Source organism: Vibrio sp. TRT 21S02 (assembly GCF_050113675.1).
GTDB lineage: Bacteria > Pseudomonadota > Gammaproteobacteria > Enterobacterales > Vibrionaceae > Vibrio.
The window spans coordinates 282,881-300,484 of the sequence record NZ_JBNJOI010000001.1 but is presented as its reverse complement, the minus strand read 5'-3'; the positions used below and the strand labels follow the sequence as shown (position 1 = coordinate 300,484).

Below are 17,604 nucleotides of genomic sequence, written 5' to 3'. Positions count from 1 at the left end.
GCCAAATGGCAGCCATTTTTGTCTTAATTAATTACAGTGCGGTATTTAAGGTGCAGTCGTAAAGCGCCATGTTGTACCTTCATCGCTTCCACCGTTAGCTTGGGAGTCCACTCTCCACAAGTAAGTAGTGTTTGGGTTCAACGCCGTCACGAAATATCGGCCTTCTTGCGGTGTTAACTCCGTCAATCCCCCTAGCTCTGTCCCAAACAAAACAGTGTAACTTGAGTTTTTATCAATGTTGAACAGCAGTTCTACACTAGTCGCAACATTAGCGGAGTTATTAAACGGCACAGGATTAGTCGCAACTTGGGTAACATGACCCGGCACCCAATACGCCTCCCCATCTTCATAAGCGCCAATATCTGGAGCCACGCCTTGATATGTAATGTTGGCAAGCACACTATTGGCGGTTCCTTTATCAATCAACAGATCCGATATAGGTCGGAAATCTCCCCATATTGCTCCACGCAAATACGATTCTACTTGGTTGGGTACTTCTATATTGCTGCTGACGGTTCCTGGAACAACCAGTTGTTCTTGTGTCCCCGATTTGCGTCCTTGGAGCGTTTCGATCAAGTTATTTAACGTTTCTGATTGATGATTCACACCACCAGCCGATTCTTTGTTGAATATGATTAGATCAACAATCTGGTTATTGAACATTGTGTTGTTATAAGTTGCTTGTCTATCACCTTTGATGATTGAGAACTGAGTATTCCACACCACATTATGGTGTACTTGCCCATCCTGCCCCATCTTTGATGCACCTTCGACACCATCAAAACGGATACCCGCTTTGTCGCTGTCGTGGACCCAGTTATACGCAATCTCTGTCCCTGCTTGTTCTGAAACCCCAACATTGATGGCTGCACCGTCATGCTGGAGTAAGCTTGTATTATAAACATGGTTGCCTGACACAACAGATTCCGCCCCGACCCGGACACCTTCAGAATTCCCTGCGGTGTGGAACGTATTGTTAGTGAAGGCAATCTGTTTACTCTGCGAAGCCATATTAATCGAGCCTTCACCACCAGTTCCTAGGTTGGAATAGTCGATGTCATGGATCAGGTTATTGTCAATGCTATTCCCTGTTTCTTTGATCATCTCCAATGCTGGGCCATCCGTATAGGCTAGATGACTATTGATGATCATATTGTTGGTTTGAGTAATTTCTGGATTGTTGTTGATGAACTTAATGGTATCTGGACGTGTTAAACTGCCAAGCATCCTTTTTGAATATGCGTAGTATTTTGCATCAATATAATCAAAAGTGATGTTGTTTGAGCTGATAACCGTAAACGCCGTGGCAAAAAAGTTAATATTTTTAAAAGTGACATGCGCAGAGTTACGTACCGTCAGACCATAGGTTTGAACCTTGCCTTTCACGTTAAGTGTGTTCGGGTCTGTGCCATTTGGTGCCCACAGGTATACCGTTTTGGTAGACTTATCAAAAAACCATTCATTTTCACTGTCTAGCAGCTCCAGTTTTCCTTCAAGGTAGTAATGACCCTCTTCATATTTGCCATTCTTATTCTGCCAGAAAGTCCCTGTAGCCAACATCGAATTGGCCGCTTTACTCATTGCAGTTCCTGAACCTGAAAAATCAGTACTGTAGCTAAACTGATTGGAGCCAACAACGTGGCTATCAACCACTTGCGCCCAGTTTAACCACGAGCCAATGTTCATAATGGCAATGGCTCCGGTGGCATCGATTCCTGATTCAGCGAGTGATTGTTCATTAACCCCTACTGGTAAATGCACATATTCGTTCCCACTCGATTTGACGGTAATACTTTGATAAGGACGCTCATCAATCATCAGTCCAAACGTACTTTCAGGAGCTTGATGACGCCAAGTTTTCTTCATATCCCAAAGAGAACCGTCATCAAACTGTGCATTGGGCCAACGTGCAGACATCACCACTTTGTCGTCGATAAACAGTTGCCAAATGTCTTGGTTGAATTGTGTTTTATAGATATTACCAGCATGCTGCACCCAAGGCGTATTGATGGCGACAGTGCCATCAAACGTGGCGGCATTACCCTGAATCGTGACCGGCTTGTCTAACGTGCCACGGACTTTATCAATGATCTGTGCAGACTGATACACACCCGGCATCAACTCCACCACGTTACCAGGTTGAGCTTTTGCTAAGGCCTTTTTCAACGTTAACAACGGTGCCGCTTGTGTACCTTCGTTATTGTCATTCCCCAAAGGGCTAACAAATAAGTGAGCAAGACTCTCAGTTGAGCATAAGTCTAACGAAGGTGCTTCAGAGCCATCATCACACGTAACGGGTGTACTTGGTTCTGACGTCGGACAACTCACTTCTGACCAAAACCAAGAACTATTGCTTGGTGTTTCCCAAACTCCCGGGCTGTTTTGTGCCTCGTAGCATTGAGATTGATACACAACAATCTCTCCATTCGAGACTTTTGTTTCTCCTGCGACCCATGGCGTTGCAGAGGTGTCTTGCATCGGTGGCTCAGCAATGCATTCGCCATTTTCAAGTGTCGTACCTTCTGGGCAAACCAGTGGTTGCTCAACACATTGGCCATTATCCAATACCGTACCTTCGGGGCAAGTTGGTGCTTCAACATTGCCCGAACAGGTAGTTGGAATCCAAAACCAACTCGATTGTTGTGAAGGTGTTTCCCACTTACCGGGGTTATTTTGAGCTTGGTAACACTCCCCTTGATAAATAACAACGTCACCATTTGATACCGTCGTCTCTCCGGGTATCCACACGATGTCATCGGCAGACGCTTGAGTGCTAACAAAAAGTATCAGAATGGCCGAGCTCAGCGCATTAATCTTCATACTGCTTCCTTTTTTTGATAATAAAATCAACAAAAAGAGTAGTTATACACAGCAAAACAAATCGAACGAAAGTTTACCCATGCGAGGCGCTTCTAATATCCCATTTTTCAGTTGGGATATTGGTTCACTGTTCGGTGTGGTACAACAATTACAGCGCATATGTAACCGTTAAGAAGACCAAGAGTTGTTTTGAGCTCTCATTTTATTAATCTTGACAGGTTTTTGCATAATACGAGCAAACTCATCACAGCGTATTTACTTGTGCTATGGTTAATTCAACAGTCAGCATCGGGAGTTCTTCAGTATGCCTCTATTTATGGATCGCCACTTTTCAGAAAATCCCACCCGAGAAGCGATTGAATTAGCTCATCAAAAAGACTTAGACATTCAAGATAAGTATGGCGTCAAATTTGTCACATATTGGTTTGATGAAACGCGAGGCACCACCTTTTGCTTAGTCGAAGCGGAAAGTGAATCGGTAATAAAACAAGTCCACCAAGAGGCGCATGGCGATATCCCCGGAGAAATCATTCCCGTTGATGCTGATGTGGTTAAACTATTTTTGGGTCGCATCGAAGACCCAGTCGCCTCTGAGCCGCACCAATCAACAGAAATAGACAGTGCGTTTCGCATCATCATGTTTACAGACCTTGCCGGCTCTACCGCCATGACGACCGAGTTAGGCGACCAAAAATCAATGCACTTGTTACGTATTCACAACGTTATCACTCGCAATGCCATCAAAGCACATGATGGGCGTGAAATTAAGCATACTGGCGATGGGTTCATGGTCTCCTTTACTTCAGCCGACAATGCTGTTGAATGTGCGAAAGACATTCAGTTGGCGTTCAATCAACACAACATAAGCAAGCCTGAACAAAGTATGCATGTCCGTATCGGATTAAGCGCAGGTGAACCTGTCGAAGAAAACAACGATCTATTTGGAAGCGCAGTACAAATGGCGTCAAGGGTTTGTGATGCTACTGAATCAGACCAAATACTGGTGGTCGACTTAGTTAGGCAAAGTTGTTCTAACGGTCAATTCCAGTTTCGCGAATTTGGTGAAAAGCAATTTAAAGGATTTAACGAACCTACTATGGTTTATCAGGTCATCTAACAAGTTAAATTAGGCTCTACTCTCATTAACCCTTTATCACAACCTCTCTATGCGGCAGAGTCTATTGGCGCAAACTGAATGAGTCGACATCAGTTCAAATGGGAGTTGTCATGAAGCTAACCGATGATAAGAACGCACTTGGCAAACTGCTGATCGCACACGGTAGCGGCTTTGCTTCAACCGTCATACCGCGTGAGTTAAATCGCAGATGTTTGCGTTGCGTCGAAGTCAGTAGTGAGCACGAAATCCTTAATCTTACGCCTACCCTACTTATCTTAGATCAAACTCTTATTGAGACTTTGACATTATCAACCATCAATCAATGGCGTAACCAACAGTTTCTCATCATCCTTGCAGAGCAACACCTTGAGGTTGAAGCGGACCTATACGTGCCTAGTGGCTTTAACAAAAGAATTACCCTTAAGCATATCGAGTCAGCCCTACTACTTCATACTCAACAGGTTCAGCAGCAAGAACTTAAGCAGCTGCTAAGTAGTAAAAGTACTAGCTTGACTCGGCTTACTGAGATTGGCATTGCACTCTCCGCTGAAAAGAGTTTGAGCGCCTTGTTGAATCGGATTTTAGATGAAGGGAGAAAACTGGCGATTTGTGATGCAGCTTCGCTATTCTTACTTGATGATCAAGACAAACAAAATCGCCACTTAGTACTCAAACTCACTCAGAATGCATCTATTGAGTTTGATTTTAAGGAGCAACGGTTTGAACTTAATGACAGTAGCATCTCTGGGTATGTGGCTATCCATGGCCATGAAGTAAATATTACTGATGTCTACGATATTCACGATAAACCCTACCAATTCAACCCTATTTTTGACCATGTGACTGGATACCGCTGCCAATCATTATTGGCAATCCCCATCTTCAATCACCAGCAAGAGATCATTGGTGTATTGCAGTTTATTAATCACACTAGGCGTGCAGAGGTATTACTCTCTTCCCACTCGGTGACCAAAGAAAATGTCATTCCTTTTGAGCCAGATATTTGCCCCTTGCTGCGCGCATTAGCCAGTCAGTCTGCAATTGCGATAGAAAACCGGCGCTTGATTGAAAGTATTCACCGCTTATTTGAAGGTTTTGTGCAAGCTTCCGTTACTGCCATTGAGCAACGAGATCCAACCACCAGTGGTCACTCGTTCCGCGTCGCTGACCTCTCGATTGCTTTAGCCCACAGCTTAGCCAACTCAAACCTTAAGCAGTATCAAAATCAGCATCTGAGTAAAAAAGAGTTGCGCCAACTAAAGTACGCCGCCCTACTGCATGATTTTGGTAAAGTAGGTGTTAAAGAGTCCGTGTTAACCAAAGCGAAAAAGCTAACTGACCATCAATTGGATATTATTAAATATCGTATTCGCCTCACACAACAAACCTTGCTTCGTCAGCGAGCCGAAATCGAACTTAAGTTGTTTGGTAAAATGCCCGCTCAGAACTCGCACTCTACCCTTAGAAAATTAGAAGACATTCAACAACAAATCTCTCAACTAGAACAGTTTTGGCTCGACATTTTACAAGCCAATGAACCAGCTGTGTTGCCAGAGTCGGTCTCAGATAATCTGCAACAGATCCATGCTTATCATGCTGTTGATGACCGTGGTATGCTGGCACCACTCATCACTGAAGATGAGCTACACGCATTATCGATTCCTAAAGGGAGCCTGACCTTGAGTGAGATGGAAGAGATACGCTCTCACGTCATCCACACTGAAACATTCTTAAAACAGATCCCTTGGACGCAAGACCTTCAAGACATACCTCACATTGCTGGTGCACATCATGAAAAAATAGATGGTAGTGGTTATCCAAGAGGCTTAACGGGTCAACAAATTCCACTCGCTTCCCAAATTATGACCGTGTGTGATATCTATGACGCGCTAACTGCCTCTGATAGACCGTACAAAAACGCACTTCCCAACGATATTGCGTTTAAGATTCTATTCAATGAGGCTGAAAAAGGTCAGCTAAATGGTGATTTAGTGAAGCTATTTATTGATACAAAAGCCTATCTCACAATCAAAAATAAGCAGTACAAAAATGACTGTAATGAGTGCGGTAATTTCCATCACCATGTGTGTGATTTTGATCTACTTGATCATAGCTAAATATCATCGAATGCTTAGACTCTTAAAATAAGCACCAAAGGGACGTTGAGAGTATTTTGAGGGCTCAAAAACGGTGAAACCCCGATGTTGGTAGCATCGGGGTTTCGAATTTTTAGATGTCTCGGTTGGTAAAGCCGATTATCTTATATGCAAAAGGTTTGGATTAAATCCGAATAATTCCTTGGTGGGGAATTAGATACGGATGAAGTCCATGTGCTCAACTTTTGGCTTGTAAGCGTGACGTTGAACGTCTTGTGGCTTAACTTTTACTTCAGCGCCGTCGATCACTAGAACGATACCTTCGTAGAACTCAGGCTTGTCCATTTGGTTAACAACGTTGTCGTGGTTTAGAGCGATTGATACTGGCGCAGCCTCACCACCGTAAACGATAGCAGGGAATTGACCAGCGTGACGTAGGCGGCGGCTCGCACCTTTACCTAGTTCAGTACGTACTACTGCTTCAAATTTCATAGTATTACTCTCAAAAAAATAGTAAAAAACTTCACGTCACAATGCGACCTTGTGATGTGGTATGGTTTCAACAAGTAATAAGTTATTACTGTCAAAACGAGCGCGGATACTATCATTCAATCAGCTCCAAAACAAGAGAAACTGGCAAAGGAAATCTCTTTTAACACTGTGTTTTGACTCTTTGTGCTAACAAAGTAATCAAAGAGTCGGTTTTGACTATTTTTAGACCACCTACTCAGTGTTAAATTTCTCCCATAACCTCGCAGCTCTCAACCTCATATTTATTCAATTTCCCTCTCCTCATGGCCCATTCCACCCAATATTAATCGGGTTCAAATATGAGAAAAACATCATTACTTATATCAAATATTTGAAGCACCCCGTGGAAATGGTTACCTTCCTCCGCGAAAGTAAACGTAACAGTAATCACTATCATTTGCATTATGAAAAACAAAATAAAATTACATTCAGTGGTTGTCACGCAAGCCGTGATAATTAGCTCACTTGCTCTCCTTTCTGGCTGCCATGATCACAACACCTCTTCTCAACCTGTTGACGTGATCCCACCAGAAAAACCAGCCGAAACCCAACATAGTTTCTTGTTTCGCGCACATGTTGATCACAACGAAGCTGCTGGTAGCGACTATGTCATTCAACAACCTCAAACCAACTGGACGCTCAGTGGAACGGTTGACAATGCCGGGGAAATACAAGCGGAGATCCCACCCGGAGTTGCGTTAGACTCCCCTCTTCAAGTTTCCGTAGCGATGAGTGTCGATACCTATAAATACCTTAGTGAGGATGTTGATACCCTAGAAACCATCTCTGAGCGTAAGGCGATGTCTCACTCGGCAGAGCCCAATGTATATCGCAGTAATGAAGTTGACACTCCCCTTGCTCAAATCACGTTACAGTCCACCGCAGAATACGCGCTTGCCGATAAGAACTTCGATCAAGCCTTATCTGACGAAGAAATTGCGCAAATGACATCGGATAGTGCACTTGGTTCCTACCAACAGAATGTGCAAGACCTCATGGTCGCGACGGAGGTTATCCACCAGCACCCATCCAAGCTCTACTATCCATCGAGCTATGACATGATGGCAGACTTCGTGAAAGATGAAGCCGTAAAGCGTGCGTTTTTCGCCACAAACAGTGATGAGATCCATCAGGCGAAACGAGATCTGTTTAACATCGAAGAACCAGAGAACCCTGAGTCAACCAGTTTTCTGCGTTTAGATGAACGCGCATGGCCGATACAAGCGCAAACACTGAGCTATCAGGAAACGCCTTGGACCTGTGTTGACGATATTCGCCGAGTCTCTAGCCGTGACTATGGTACGCGCCTTTGGTATTCGAACAATGATTCTGTGGCGGACATTGATGCTGACACAGCCACAAACTTAGTGTCTTCCATCAATCAATCGTACCTATGTCAGGTAAACAATTGGAAACTTCCAACTGTTAAAGAGCTAAGTAAGTTGTTTAAAGAAGCAGAGTTTGGTTTTCCCCTAACATTCCCTGCAGTAAACGGTCAGAGTAATTTTTGGGTTGTCGATGAAAATCATGAGATTGCGATTGCTAATGTCAACTCTGGAGCACTTCAAATCTCCCCTGCAACCAGAGAAGATAAAGCTCAAATATTGCTCCACAGCTTCACCCCTTATGAAATGTGGTTCAATATTCCTGCCACGGATACTCCTGTGGATATGGCCAAGTTGCGAACCGATTACAGCCAAGATCCTTCACAATGGCCCGCTCCTACGGTTGATGACGGTGTCGCATGGCAAGAGCTAGGATTAAAGCCAGCGGTACCTTTTCCTCAAGACAATCCATATTCCAGTGAAAAAGTTGCGTTAGGGAAAAAACTGTTTTTTGACCCACGGCTTTCAAAAGATAATTCACTTTCTTGTGCCAGCTGTCACGATCCTGCTAAAGGATGGGCTGATGGGATAAGACAAGCGGTCGGAATTAACGGGCAGAAAGGACCACGCAATACACCGACGATCATTAATACAGCTTATTATCAAACGCTGTTTCTAGATGGCCGAGTCGCATCCTTGGAAGAACAATCACTCCATCCAATTGCGAACCCGATTGAAATGGGACTTCCTCATAATGAGCTGGTAACGAAGCTGGATGATGCCGCTGAATACGCCCCACTGTTTGAAGCTGCGTTCGGCGATAATGTGATCACTTTAGATCGAATTGCGAAAGCAATTGCCACGTTTGAACGTACAATCATTAGCAAAGAAAGCGACTTTGACCGTTTTCTAAAAGGCGACGCTACTGCTTTAAATGATGAGCAGCTACATGGATTGCATTTGTACCGAACAAAAGCACGTTGTATGAACTGTCACAGCGGCCCAATGATGAGTAACCAGCAATTTGAGAACATTGGATTAACTTATTACGGTCGTAGCCTTGAAGACAGAGGTCGCTTCAACGTGACTTATCGCCCTGAAGACATGGGCAAGTTCCGTGTACCTATGCTAAGAGACATCAAAGCCACTGACCCAACTACACACCTTGGTTTGTTTAAGCTTGCCACGGTGATCCCAAAAGCCGACCGTGTCGTTGGTTTATTAGCGATGTATAACAATGGGATGACGCGAAATCGCAGTGGTAACTTCCCTCAATACGCTGGAAAATATGACAAAAACTTCCCTGAAGTGTCACCTTTAATTCAACGTCTGGGTATGACAGACAAGGAGTTAATGGCACTGAATGCTTTCATGTCAGCAGTCTCTAGCGATGTGCGCACAGACAGTGCTTCTGCCGAAGAAATGGGCATTGCTCACTAATTCAGTAGAGAGAGCTCAAAATACAGAACAAAGTGCCACGGACTATCAGACAATAACGGCATATTAAGCCATAAAGAAAACAGCCATGGATCATCATGGCTGTTTTAGTTTTGAGTTAGGCCTACTTATTTGAAACGAACGGCGGTACCGCTGACACTTACCATCATCATGCTGCCACCCTGCCCAACGACCTCATAATCGATATCGATGCCAACAATACCATCGGCGCCAAGCTCTTTTGCTCTCGCTTCCATTTCATCAAAAGCAATTTGACGCGCTTTTCCCATTTCACGTTCATACGCTCCGGAGCGCCCGCCAACTACATCGCGAATCGCACCAAATAGATCTTTAAAAATATTGGCACCAAGAATGGCTTCACCCACGACCACATCGAGGTATTGGTCAATTTGTTTTCCGTCCACAGTGGATGTTGTTGTCTTGAGCATTGTGACTCCTTATGTATGGCTAAGAGCTATCACTAGTTAAAGATTATCTCTGTTGTTACGTCTGTTTTTACTGAGTTCGCAATAAAACAGTTTTCGTGAGCGACATGGTGCATTTTCTCCAGCTGCTCGTACGTCGGTTTACGCTCGCCAGAAAAACGAATACTTGGACGCAGTGCAACCTTTGTCACTGCGGTTTTTCCATTTTCATCGGGTTCTAATACTCCGACCGCACTATCAACATATTGTTCAACCACATAATTTCTTTTGGCTGCAATCGATAAGAACACCAACATATGACAGCTTGATAAGGCCGCAATAAATGCCTCTTCAGGATCCACATTTTCTTCCACCGACAAGGGTAATGGGACGATATGAGGCGATGCAGAAGCCGGTACAATCACGCCACCATCAAACTCCCATTGGTGTGCTCGACTGTATTTATTATCTGTAAAAGTTTCTGCGGCTTGACGCTGCCAACTGACCACCGCCGTGTATTCTGACATAGTCCTTTCCTTAGACACGTTGTACAAAGACAACAAAGGCAGGTAAAACCTGCCTTTGTGTTAATTATGATTATGCTGCTTGCTGACGAAGTCGAGCGAAATAGGATGGGTATTTCTGACGTATACGGCGCTGCTCTTCTACCATATTTTTGAAGCTTGGCCCTTTTGAAAGCTGAAGGATCACTTCATCTTTGTCAAAACGTAGTATGGCCCCTTCAAAGTGAATGGTCCGATTACCAGATAAACTTAACTTACCAGACAGGCTCAGCCCTCGATAGAGTGCAGGTAAATCCCCCATTAGCACTCTTAGCCCTTTCTCAGAAACTTCCGTTACAGAGAACAAACGCTCTTCAATTCGAACATACGGACGTGCTCGGCGAGGGTATTTCAACCGATAATACTGTCGCTTTTGCTCAAATGACATTTCACTCATGCCTGATGACTCCTTTCCGCACCGCTCCAAACGAACGTTGAAATATAAATGCGTTTAATACTCTTTAATTCTAAACCAGTTAACTATAAGTATCGACAATTGAATTAACAACTTTAAATTCGTGTGTAAAATCATGAAACTTGAACAGCAACCAAAGGTTCAACAGTGTCTTCAGACCAAACAACAGACCATAAAACTATAAAGTATAATCTTCGTGCTACAATTCACTTTACTTGTGCCAGATTAGCCCTAAAATCGAACATCTTTCCCTCTTATATTTGAACACCATGAACAATCCACGCCTTGGAAACTCAATGGCAGCTTTCTCCTTTGTCTTGTGGGGATTGTTACCATTGTATTACCAGTTTCTTCCTCAAGCAGCGACAGACGAACTGCTAGCGGTAAGATTACTTGCTTCTGTGCCTTTCGGTGCATTGATTGTTTTGTTAATCACAAAAAAACTGCCCGATTTCAAAAAGATTTGGGCCAACAAGCAGGCATTAAAGCTGACATTTCTTGCCAGCTCACTTATGTCTATTTCTTGGGCTGCATTTACTTGGGCGATGACTCATGACCGAGTGATTGACGCAAGTCTTGGATTTTTCATCAGTCCAATCACTATGATTGCGCTTGGCGTTCTTGTATTAGGTGAACATCTTTCGCTCGGCAAACGTGTCGCTTTGGTTTTAGCGACCGTTGGGCTTGGATATCAGGTTTACCAATACGGTCAAGTACCTGTGATTGCGCTATTAATGGCGGTATTTTTTACGTTATACGGTTGGTATAAGAGGAAAATCACTTACGACTGGAGCACGTGTTTATTTGTTGAAGCACTCGTACTCGCACCTTTTGCACTTGCTTACATGACATACAAGTCATACACCTTTGGCGCAGAATCCCTATCCCAAGGGTGGGAAGTACTTGCATTATATATAGGAGCGGCGCCTGCAACGCTCATTCCTCTGGTGTTTTACTCCATTGCTATACGTATGACAGACATGTCAAATGTTGGCCTGATGCAATATATCGAACCATCAATCCAGTTCTTACTCGCTGTATTTATATTTGGTGAGATTTTTGATGAAGTGAAACTAATCAGTTTTTCAATGATTTGGGCTGGTTTATTTCTGATTGTGATTGAAGCGATTATCCGCCGAGCAAAACGTAGCGCACGAAACTCGACCTGACATCCATCGTTACAAATGACAAATATGAACTTTATGTGACAGTATTGTGGCACATAAAATTAGCTAATTATCTGGATAATATTATCTTTTATCCAGATTTAGTTTCAATAACTGGTCACATTTTAATCTCGAAAAAGAAAATTTATCTAAACCACCCTCTAAACAGGTTGACGTTTTACCTCTCTAGTCCTAATTTTTCCTATTAGTCATTCCAACTAGGAGGGTCATTACATGAAACGTGCAAGCAACACTTTTCGTCTTCAACTCATTAAAGAAGTCGCAGTAAGACAAGAGCGGTTAAGTAGTGGCGATCCGATGGCTAGTTATATTCAAGAGCTGTTGGACTCCAAACCGGAATGCGAGCAAAACATCGAGCAAAATAATCGCTTTGTAGGGAACCATTTCGATGACCATGCTGGTGGCTGGGTTAGCGATAAATGGGGCTTGAAGTAAGCGTTGACGCTACTTTAAAAAAGGTCTTGTTGAGGATTTTGTGGCTCTGGAGTCATTTCTGGAGCCAATTTGCCTTGCGCGATTTTTCGGCGATAACGCTGACGGCATAGCTTTATCACATGTAGCTGCTGAGCTGGCGTCATCTCCAACCATTGGAAACGTTCTTCACGCTTGCGCATGCAGCCCTGACAGTAGCCTTTTTCGTCTACTGTACAAACACCTACACAAGGATTAGGGACAGTAAAAAACTCGAGCTGCTCCATGCTTGCCTCTTACTATTTAAACCGTATAGCTAAGTTATACAATACCCATAAATTAAATGTAATCAATACTTTGAATATTTCCATAGTCATAAACTATGACTTTACGCTGACAAAAACACTGTTTTATTAACTATATAATGCGCCCATTAACAGCCAAACTATCGATTTGGCAGTGGTTTCCAAATACTGGAGTTTATTAATATGAAGCTTAGTTCAAAAACATTACTTGCAGCAATCACACTACCTGTACTGATGACAGCGTGCGCAAGCAATGGAGGCGATGTGAAACAAATTACAGCTCAAGATCTACAACACCATAACTGGGAACTCGTCAGCATTGATGGCAAAGCAATCGAAACTAGCGAACGCCAAAAAGCACCTCGCCTTGAAGTTGGCGAAAAAATGACGGCTAACGGCAACGCAGGTTGTAACAACTTCTTTGGCCAAGCAGAGCTTAAAAACAACCAATTCCGCATTGAAAAAATGGGCATGACCATGAAGATGTGTATTGGTGACATCATGGACGTAGAGCAAACTGTGGCAAACACTCTAATGGAATGGAGTGACATGACCCTAACTAAAGACGGGTTGGTGCTTAAGAATGATGCACACACATTGACATTTAAACTGAACGACTGGAAAAACTAAGTCGCTCATTCCTCTTAAAAAAGCAGCCAATGGCTGCTTTTTTTGTGCCCGCATGCCGGACTTTTAAACAAACAGATAACAAATAGACCTATTAGTTAAAAAAAAGCAAAAATTTACGTCATAATGAATAGATTACGGACGAAGTCCGGTCTACAACAAAAGTTACCGAATTTATTCATGGAAAGGATCATTATGATAAGGTTGATTACCTCATTTTTCGCGCTCATTTTTTCGTTTCAAGCCTTCTCACAACCCTCTGCCGAGTGGCCACAGATCACTGACAAAGCACAAGGACAAACCGTTTACTTCCATGCATGGGGCGGTAGTCAGGAGATTAACAACTACATTCGCTGGGCGGGCAATGAGCTGCAAAAGCAATACGGTATTAAACTCGTTCACGTAAAAGTCACGGATATCGCCGAAACAACAACACGCCTTATCGCTGAAAAAGCCGCGGGGAAAAATAGTGGTGGCAGCGTTGATATGGTTTGGATAAATGGTGAAAACTTTAAATCGATGAAAGCTAACCAGCTGCTTCACGGCCCATTTGTCACTGATTTACCGAGCTGGAAATACGTTGATAAATCCCTTCCGGTTGATAGCGATTTTTCTGAGCCGACAGAAGGGTTAGAAGCCCCTTGGGGTGTAGGACAACTTGTCTTTATTTATGATGAGAAGAAGCTAAATAACCCACCCGCTTCCTTTGCTGAAATGCTGAGCTACGCACAGGCGTTTCCAAACCGCCTTAGCTACCCTCGCCCTCCTGAGTTCCATGGCACCAGTTTCCTTAAAGCACTATTGATTGAACTCACAGGTAACGATCCTGTACTTCAGAAACCGGCTAGTGATGTCGATTTCGCGATGATCACCAAACCACTTTGGCAATACTTAGATGCTTTCCATAAGGTAGCTTGGCGTCAAGGCAAACAGTTCCCTGCGGGCAGCTCAGAAATGGTTCAACTGCTTGATGATGGCCAAGTTGACCTTGCCGTAACTTTTAATCCAAATGCGGTATTTTCAGCTCAAGCCAATGGCACTCTAGCAGAAACCACGCGTGCCTACGCCATGGAAAAAGGCGCACTGTCTAACATCCATTTCCTCGCCATACCTTGGAATGCAAAGGCAAAAGAAGGAGCACTCGTTGCGATTAACTTCCTGCTAAGCCCTGACGCTCAATCACGTAAAGGCGATTTGTCTATCTGGGGTGACCCTGCAGTGTTAGAAAACCAATACGTCACTGGCAGCGCAAAAAATACCAAGCTGTTTAAATCGGTTGCAGAGCCACATCCAAGCTGGCAAACCGCGTTAGAGACCGAGTGGCAAAAGCGCTACGGCAATTAATTAGAATAACTAAGAGAGACAAAGCCAGATGTTTCGAGCGGCGTACTTATTTTTGATCATCCTCTGCATTACACCAACCATTCCTGGGTTAGTTGGTGTACTGGCGTCTTCGCTTAGTTATATTCCCCCAATTGGATTAGATCAGCTTTCATTAGCAGGCTATTTACAAGTGTTCAATTGGGTTGGGTATGAGCAATCTCTCTTACTCACTATCGCCAGCGCATTTTTTAGTACCTATTTATCCTGTCTGTTTTGCTTTGCGATATTGCAGCAGCTATGGCTCAATCGTCACTGGCGAAAAGTAGAAAACCTTTTGTCCCCTTTATTAGCGATGCCTCACGTGGCTTTTGCTATCGGTTTTGCTTTTCTATTCGCTCCAACAGGCATGCTTGCACGCTTGATCAGCCAAAGCTTTGGCATTGAATTGAATACTCAAGATACCGCGTGGTTAGTCAACGACCCTTACGCGCTTGGATTAACCATCGCACTCTCCTTTAAGGAAGTGCCCTTTTTGCTTTTGATGAGCATTCCAGTATTGCAACAGCTGAAAATAGAGAACGTTGCCAAAGTCAGCGCCTCTTTGGGTTACACACCGAACCAAATGTGGTGGAAAGCGGTATTCCCACAATGGTTAGTTAAAATGCGCTTTGCCTTGTTTGCCGTGATGGCTTATGGCGTTTCTGTGGTCGACCTCAGCCTCATCTTAGGACCTAATAATCCACCAACCTTTGCCGTCTTGGTTTGGCAATGGTTTAACGACCCAGATCTATCACTATTACCTCGCGCAGCAGCTGGTGCGGTCATCCTGTTTATCACTGCTAGCCTGCTTATGCTTGTGATTATTGTGCTCGAAAAGCTCATTACAGATCATTGGGGAAAATGGCAGTTTTCTGGGCGCTATGGCTTTGCATTACCGGGGAAAAGCTTATTTGCATTTTCTGCCCTAATGGCTGCGATGATGTTCCCGTTGATGGCTATCTGGAGTTTTGCTCATCGTTGGCGATTCCCTGATCTATTGCCATCGAAATACAGTGAACGCTTCTGGATGAATGAATGGGTAAATATTATTCCAACGATTCATCAGAGCTTACTTTTAGCACTGGTGACGGCAACCGCCGCTCTTATGCTTGGTATTTTGGCTCAAGAGTACAAGACCAAATACAAGCTCCATTTGCCTAATTACATCATTGCCCTACCAATGTTGATCCCGCAGCTGTCGATACTATTTGGATTGCAAATCAGCACCCTTTACCTCTCTAGTGATTCGTTTTTCCTCTGGGTAAGCTGGTCGCATATTTTCTTTGCTTTCCCCTTTGTCTACCTTGCATTAGATGGCCCATGGCGAAGCTACGACAATAACTACACTCGAGCCGCATTAAGCCTAGGTAAAACGCCACTCTATACGTTTATTCATATAAAAGCGCCTCTACTCTTACCCGCCATCTTGTACGCTTGGGCGGTTGGTGCAAGCGTAAGCTTGGCGCAATATTTACCGACGCTTATCTTAGGTGGTGGCCGCATCGCCACCATCACCACAGAGGCGGTTGCTTTATCCAGTGGGTTCGACCGCCGTGTCACCGCAATTTATGCCATTTGGCAAGCTATACTGCCATTTGTTTTCTTCTCTCTCGCTGTTGTATTAGGCCGACTGCAACATCGTCGTCGCCTATTTAGTAAGGAACCTGTTACGCATGACACTATGTCTCGAAAGCCTCACCATCCGTAAAAAAGGTGGTGAAGCACTGTTTTCTGATCTCAATGTCACCGTTCAGCCCGCAGACGTGCTCTGCTTAATGGGGCCAAGTGGGTGCGGAAAATCCACATTGCTAAGCCTAATTGCAGGCCATTTAAGTGATGAGTTTGAATATCAAGGCACGATAAAACTTAACGACGCCACACTCATGGATAAAGAACCACACCTGCGAGAGGTCGGTATACTCTTTCAAGATGACATGCTCTTCCCTCACTTGAATGTGTGGCAGAACCTTGCGTTTGCTCTGCCAAACGCCATTAAAGGCGAAGAAAGAAAACTGCGCGCTTTGCACGCTCTGAGCAATATCTCTTTAGAACACCTTGCCGAGTCATACCCTGACCAAATTTCTGGTGGACAACGTGCGCGAGTCAGTCTTTCTCGTATGCTGTTAGCAAAACCCAAACTAGCGTTGTTGGATGAACCTTTTAGTAAACTTGATAAAGAACTACGCGGTCAGTTCAGAGATTGGGTGATCGAACAGCTGCGTAAAGCAAACATACCAGCGTTAATGGTGACCCATGATATTGAAGATGTGCCTGCGAACGGGCATGTATTGAATTGGCCATGGGAGACGCAACATGCTCGATAAATTTAGTATTCAAGTGATCCGCTGGCCACTGACCCAATCTGCAACCTTACTCAATAAATGGGGAGTGACAGCCAATCAAACGACATTTATTGGTTTTTTAATTGGTTGCTTAGCGTTTCCGGCTCTTGCGATGGAAAACTATGGACTTGCCCTTTTATTCATTGTGATGAATCGAATCGCGGACGGCCTCGATGGTGCTTTGGCACGCATTCAAGGCATTACCGATGCAGGTGGCTTTCTCGACATCAGCCTCGACTTTCTATTCTATTCTCTCATCCCATTTGGTTTTGTTGTCGCAAACCCTGAAGCTAATGCCGTTGCCGGTGCCTTTTTGATTTTCTCCTTTATCGGAACGGGATGTAGTTTCTTAGCATTTGCTGTCATGGCAGGTAAACGTGGTATCGATAATCCGGTTTACAAACATAAGTCACTTTACTATATGAGCGGTTTAACCGAAGGGACCGAGACGATCGCTTGCTTTGTCTTATTTTGTCTCCTTCCTCAGCATTTTGCTCTGATCGCCTATATATTTGGTTCGGCTTGCTGGTTTACTACCTTTACCCGTATTTACTCAGGTTTCCATACACTCAAACAGCCAGATTCATGTGAAAAATCTGAATAGTCTAAGGACTTGATCGTCGTCAAAGCGACATCGAATA

General features: G+C 43.9%; 16 protein-coding genes. 10 read left to right on the top strand and 6 right to left on the bottom strand.

Features of this window, described 5'->3' with window-relative positions; all coding sequences use genetic code 11:
- Window positions 1-45 precede the first annotated feature (45 nt).
- Window positions 46-2,820: a DUF1565 domain-containing protein gene (locus tag ACQEXU_RS01440; protein WP_427009374.1), complete on the bottom strand. Its 2,775-nt coding sequence runs from the start codon at window positions 2,818-2,820 to the stop codon at window positions 46-48.
- 304 nt (window positions 2,821-3,124) lie between these two features.
- Here ACQEXU_RS01440 and ACQEXU_RS01435 point away from each other — a divergent pair, with 304 nt between their 5' ends.
- Entirely contained in the window at window positions 3,125-3,937 is an 813-nt protein-coding gene (locus ACQEXU_RS01435) for a nickel-binding protein (protein WP_427009373.1), read from the top strand.
- Between the two features lie 110 nt (window positions 3,938-4,047).
- Complete coding sequence (locus ACQEXU_RS01430) at window positions 4,048-6,054, top strand: HD domain-containing phosphohydrolase (protein WP_427009372.1); 2,007 nt, start codon at window positions 4,048-4,050, stop codon at window positions 6,052-6,054.
- 192 nt (window positions 6,055-6,246) lie between these two features.
- Here the strand turns inward: ACQEXU_RS01430 and rplY are convergent, their stop codons facing one another.
- Window positions 6,247-6,525, bottom strand: a complete 279-nt coding sequence (gene rplY, locus ACQEXU_RS01425) for a 50S ribosomal protein L25 (RefSeq protein WP_367986653.1) — start codon at window positions 6,523-6,525, stop codon at window positions 6,247-6,249.
- 443 nt (window positions 6,526-6,968) lie between these two features.
- Here rplY and ACQEXU_RS01420 point away from each other — a divergent pair, with 443 nt between their 5' ends.
- Entirely contained in the window at window positions 6,969-9,329 is a 2,361-nt protein-coding gene (locus ACQEXU_RS01420; RefSeq protein WP_427009371.1) for a cytochrome c peroxidase, read from the top strand.
- Window positions 9,330-9,454: 125 nt separating this feature from the next.
- Here the strand turns inward: ACQEXU_RS01420 and ACQEXU_RS01415 are convergent, their stop codons facing one another.
- The 3 genes from ACQEXU_RS01415 to ACQEXU_RS01405 form a co-directional block, all read right to left on the bottom strand.
- Complete coding sequence (locus tag ACQEXU_RS01415; RefSeq protein ID WP_367986655.1) at window positions 9,455-9,775, bottom strand: heavy metal-binding domain-containing protein; 321 nt, start codon at window positions 9,773-9,775, stop codon at window positions 9,455-9,457.
- A gap of 32 nt (window positions 9,776-9,807) precedes the next feature.
- Entirely contained in the window at window positions 9,808-10,278 is a 471-nt protein-coding gene (locus ACQEXU_RS01410; RefSeq protein ID WP_367986656.1) for an OsmC family protein, read from the bottom strand.
- Between the two features lie 70 nt (window positions 10,279-10,348).
- On the bottom strand, window positions 10,349-10,711 hold the full coding sequence (locus ACQEXU_RS01405) for a PilZ domain-containing protein (RefSeq protein ID WP_367986657.1): 363 nt from the start codon (window positions 10,709-10,711) through the stop codon (window positions 10,349-10,351).
- 287 nt (window positions 10,712-10,998) lie between these two features.
- On the opposite strand from ACQEXU_RS01405, the gene rarD reads away from it, so the two are divergent.
- Complete coding sequence (rarD, locus tag ACQEXU_RS01400; RefSeq protein ID WP_427009370.1) at window positions 10,999-11,898, top strand: EamA family transporter RarD; 900 nt, start codon at window positions 10,999-11,001, stop codon at window positions 11,896-11,898.
- A 231-nt stretch (window positions 11,899-12,129) separates the two neighbouring features.
- Window positions 12,130-12,351: a hypothetical protein gene (locus tag ACQEXU_RS01395; protein ID WP_427009369.1), complete on the top strand. Its 222-nt coding sequence runs from the start codon at window positions 12,130-12,132 to the stop codon at window positions 12,349-12,351.
- 14 nt (window positions 12,352-12,365) lie between these two features.
- On the opposite strand, the gene ACQEXU_RS01390 is transcribed toward ACQEXU_RS01395, so the two are convergent.
- Window positions 12,366-12,614: a DUF1289 domain-containing protein gene (locus tag ACQEXU_RS01390; RefSeq protein ID WP_427009368.1), complete on the bottom strand. Its 249-nt coding sequence runs from the start codon at window positions 12,612-12,614 to the stop codon at window positions 12,366-12,368.
- A 201-nt stretch (window positions 12,615-12,815) separates the two neighbouring features.
- Here ACQEXU_RS01390 and ACQEXU_RS01385 point away from each other — a divergent pair, with 201 nt between their 5' ends.
- From ACQEXU_RS01385 to ACQEXU_RS01365, 5 genes are all read left to right on the top strand, one after another.
- Window positions 12,816-13,262 (top strand): META domain-containing protein, encoded by a 447-nt coding sequence (locus ACQEXU_RS01385; protein ID WP_367986661.1) that lies wholly within the window; start codon window positions 12,816-12,818, stop codon window positions 13,260-13,262.
- A 192-nt stretch (window positions 13,263-13,454) separates the two neighbouring features.
- Complete coding sequence (locus ACQEXU_RS01380; protein WP_427009367.1) at window positions 13,455-14,603, top strand: ABC transporter substrate-binding protein; 1,149 nt, start codon at window positions 13,455-13,457, stop codon at window positions 14,601-14,603.
- A 28-nt stretch (window positions 14,604-14,631) separates the two neighbouring features.
- Window positions 14,632-16,329: an ABC transporter permease gene (locus ACQEXU_RS01375; RefSeq protein WP_427009366.1), complete on the top strand. Its 1,698-nt coding sequence runs from the start codon at window positions 14,632-14,634 to the stop codon at window positions 16,327-16,329.
- Window positions 16,295-16,945: an ATP-binding cassette domain-containing protein gene (locus tag ACQEXU_RS01370; protein ID WP_427009365.1), complete on the top strand. Its 651-nt coding sequence runs from the start codon at window positions 16,295-16,297 to the stop codon at window positions 16,943-16,945. Before ACQEXU_RS01375 ends, ACQEXU_RS01370 begins: the two co-directional genes overlap by 35 nt.
- Window positions 16,935-17,567 (top strand): CDP-alcohol phosphatidyltransferase family protein, encoded by a 633-nt coding sequence (locus ACQEXU_RS01365; RefSeq protein WP_427009364.1) that lies wholly within the window; start codon window positions 16,935-16,937, stop codon window positions 17,565-17,567. Before ACQEXU_RS01370 ends, ACQEXU_RS01365 begins: the two co-directional genes overlap by 11 nt.
- The last annotated feature ends 37 nt before the right edge of the window (window positions 17,568-17,604 follow it).

Bases quoted from the DNA above. Each gene is read 5' to 3' on its own strand.
- ACQEXU_RS01380 (WP_427009367.1), top strand. From the start codon at position 13,455: ATGATAAGGTTGATTACCTCATTTTTCGCGCTCATTTTTTCGTTTCAA.
- ACQEXU_RS01395 (WP_427009369.1), top strand. From the start codon at position 12,130: ATGAAACGTGCAAGCAACACTTTTCGTCTTCAACTCATTAAAGAAGTC.
- rplY (WP_367986653.1), bottom strand. From the start codon at position 6,525: ATGAAATTTGAAGCAGTAGTACGTACTGAACTAGGTAAAGGTGCGAGC.
- rarD (WP_427009370.1), top strand. From the start codon at position 10,999: ATGAACAATCCACGCCTTGGAAACTCAATGGCAGCTTTCTCCTTTGTC.
- ACQEXU_RS01420 (WP_427009371.1), top strand. From the start codon at position 6,969: ATGAAAAACAAAATAAAATTACATTCAGTGGTTGTCACGCAAGCCGTG.
- ACQEXU_RS01385 (WP_367986661.1), top strand. From the start codon at position 12,816: ATGAAGCTTAGTTCAAAAACATTACTTGCAGCAATCACACTACCTGTA.
- ACQEXU_RS01405 (WP_367986657.1), bottom strand. From the start codon at position 10,711: ATGAGTGAAATGTCATTTGAGCAAAAGCGACAGTATTATCGGTTGAAA.
- ACQEXU_RS01375 (WP_427009366.1), top strand. From the start codon at position 14,632: ATGTTTCGAGCGGCGTACTTATTTTTGATCATCCTCTGCATTACACCA.
- ACQEXU_RS01415 (WP_367986655.1), bottom strand. From the start codon at position 9,775: ATGCTCAAGACAACAACATCCACTGTGGACGGAAAACAAATTGACCAA.
- ACQEXU_RS01435 (WP_427009373.1), top strand. From the start codon at position 3,125: ATGCCTCTATTTATGGATCGCCACTTTTCAGAAAATCCCACCCGAGAA.
- ACQEXU_RS01390 (WP_427009368.1), bottom strand. From the start codon at position 12,614: ATGGAGCAGCTCGAGTTTTTTACTGTCCCTAATCCTTGTGTAGGTGTT.
- ACQEXU_RS01365 (WP_427009364.1), top strand. From the start codon at position 16,935: ATGCTCGATAAATTTAGTATTCAAGTGATCCGCTGGCCACTGACCCAA.
- ACQEXU_RS01410 (WP_367986656.1), bottom strand. From the start codon at position 10,278: ATGTCAGAATACACGGCGGTGGTCAGTTGGCAGCGTCAAGCCGCAGAA.
- ACQEXU_RS01440 (WP_427009374.1), bottom strand. From the start codon at position 2,820: ATGAAGATTAATGCGCTGAGCTCGGCCATTCTGATACTTTTTGTTAGC.
- ACQEXU_RS01370 (WP_427009365.1), top strand. From the start codon at position 16,295: ATGACACTATGTCTCGAAAGCCTCACCATCCGTAAAAAAGGTGGTGAA.
- ACQEXU_RS01430 (WP_427009372.1), top strand. From the start codon at position 4,048: ATGAAGCTAACCGATGATAAGAACGCACTTGGCAAACTGCTGATCGCA.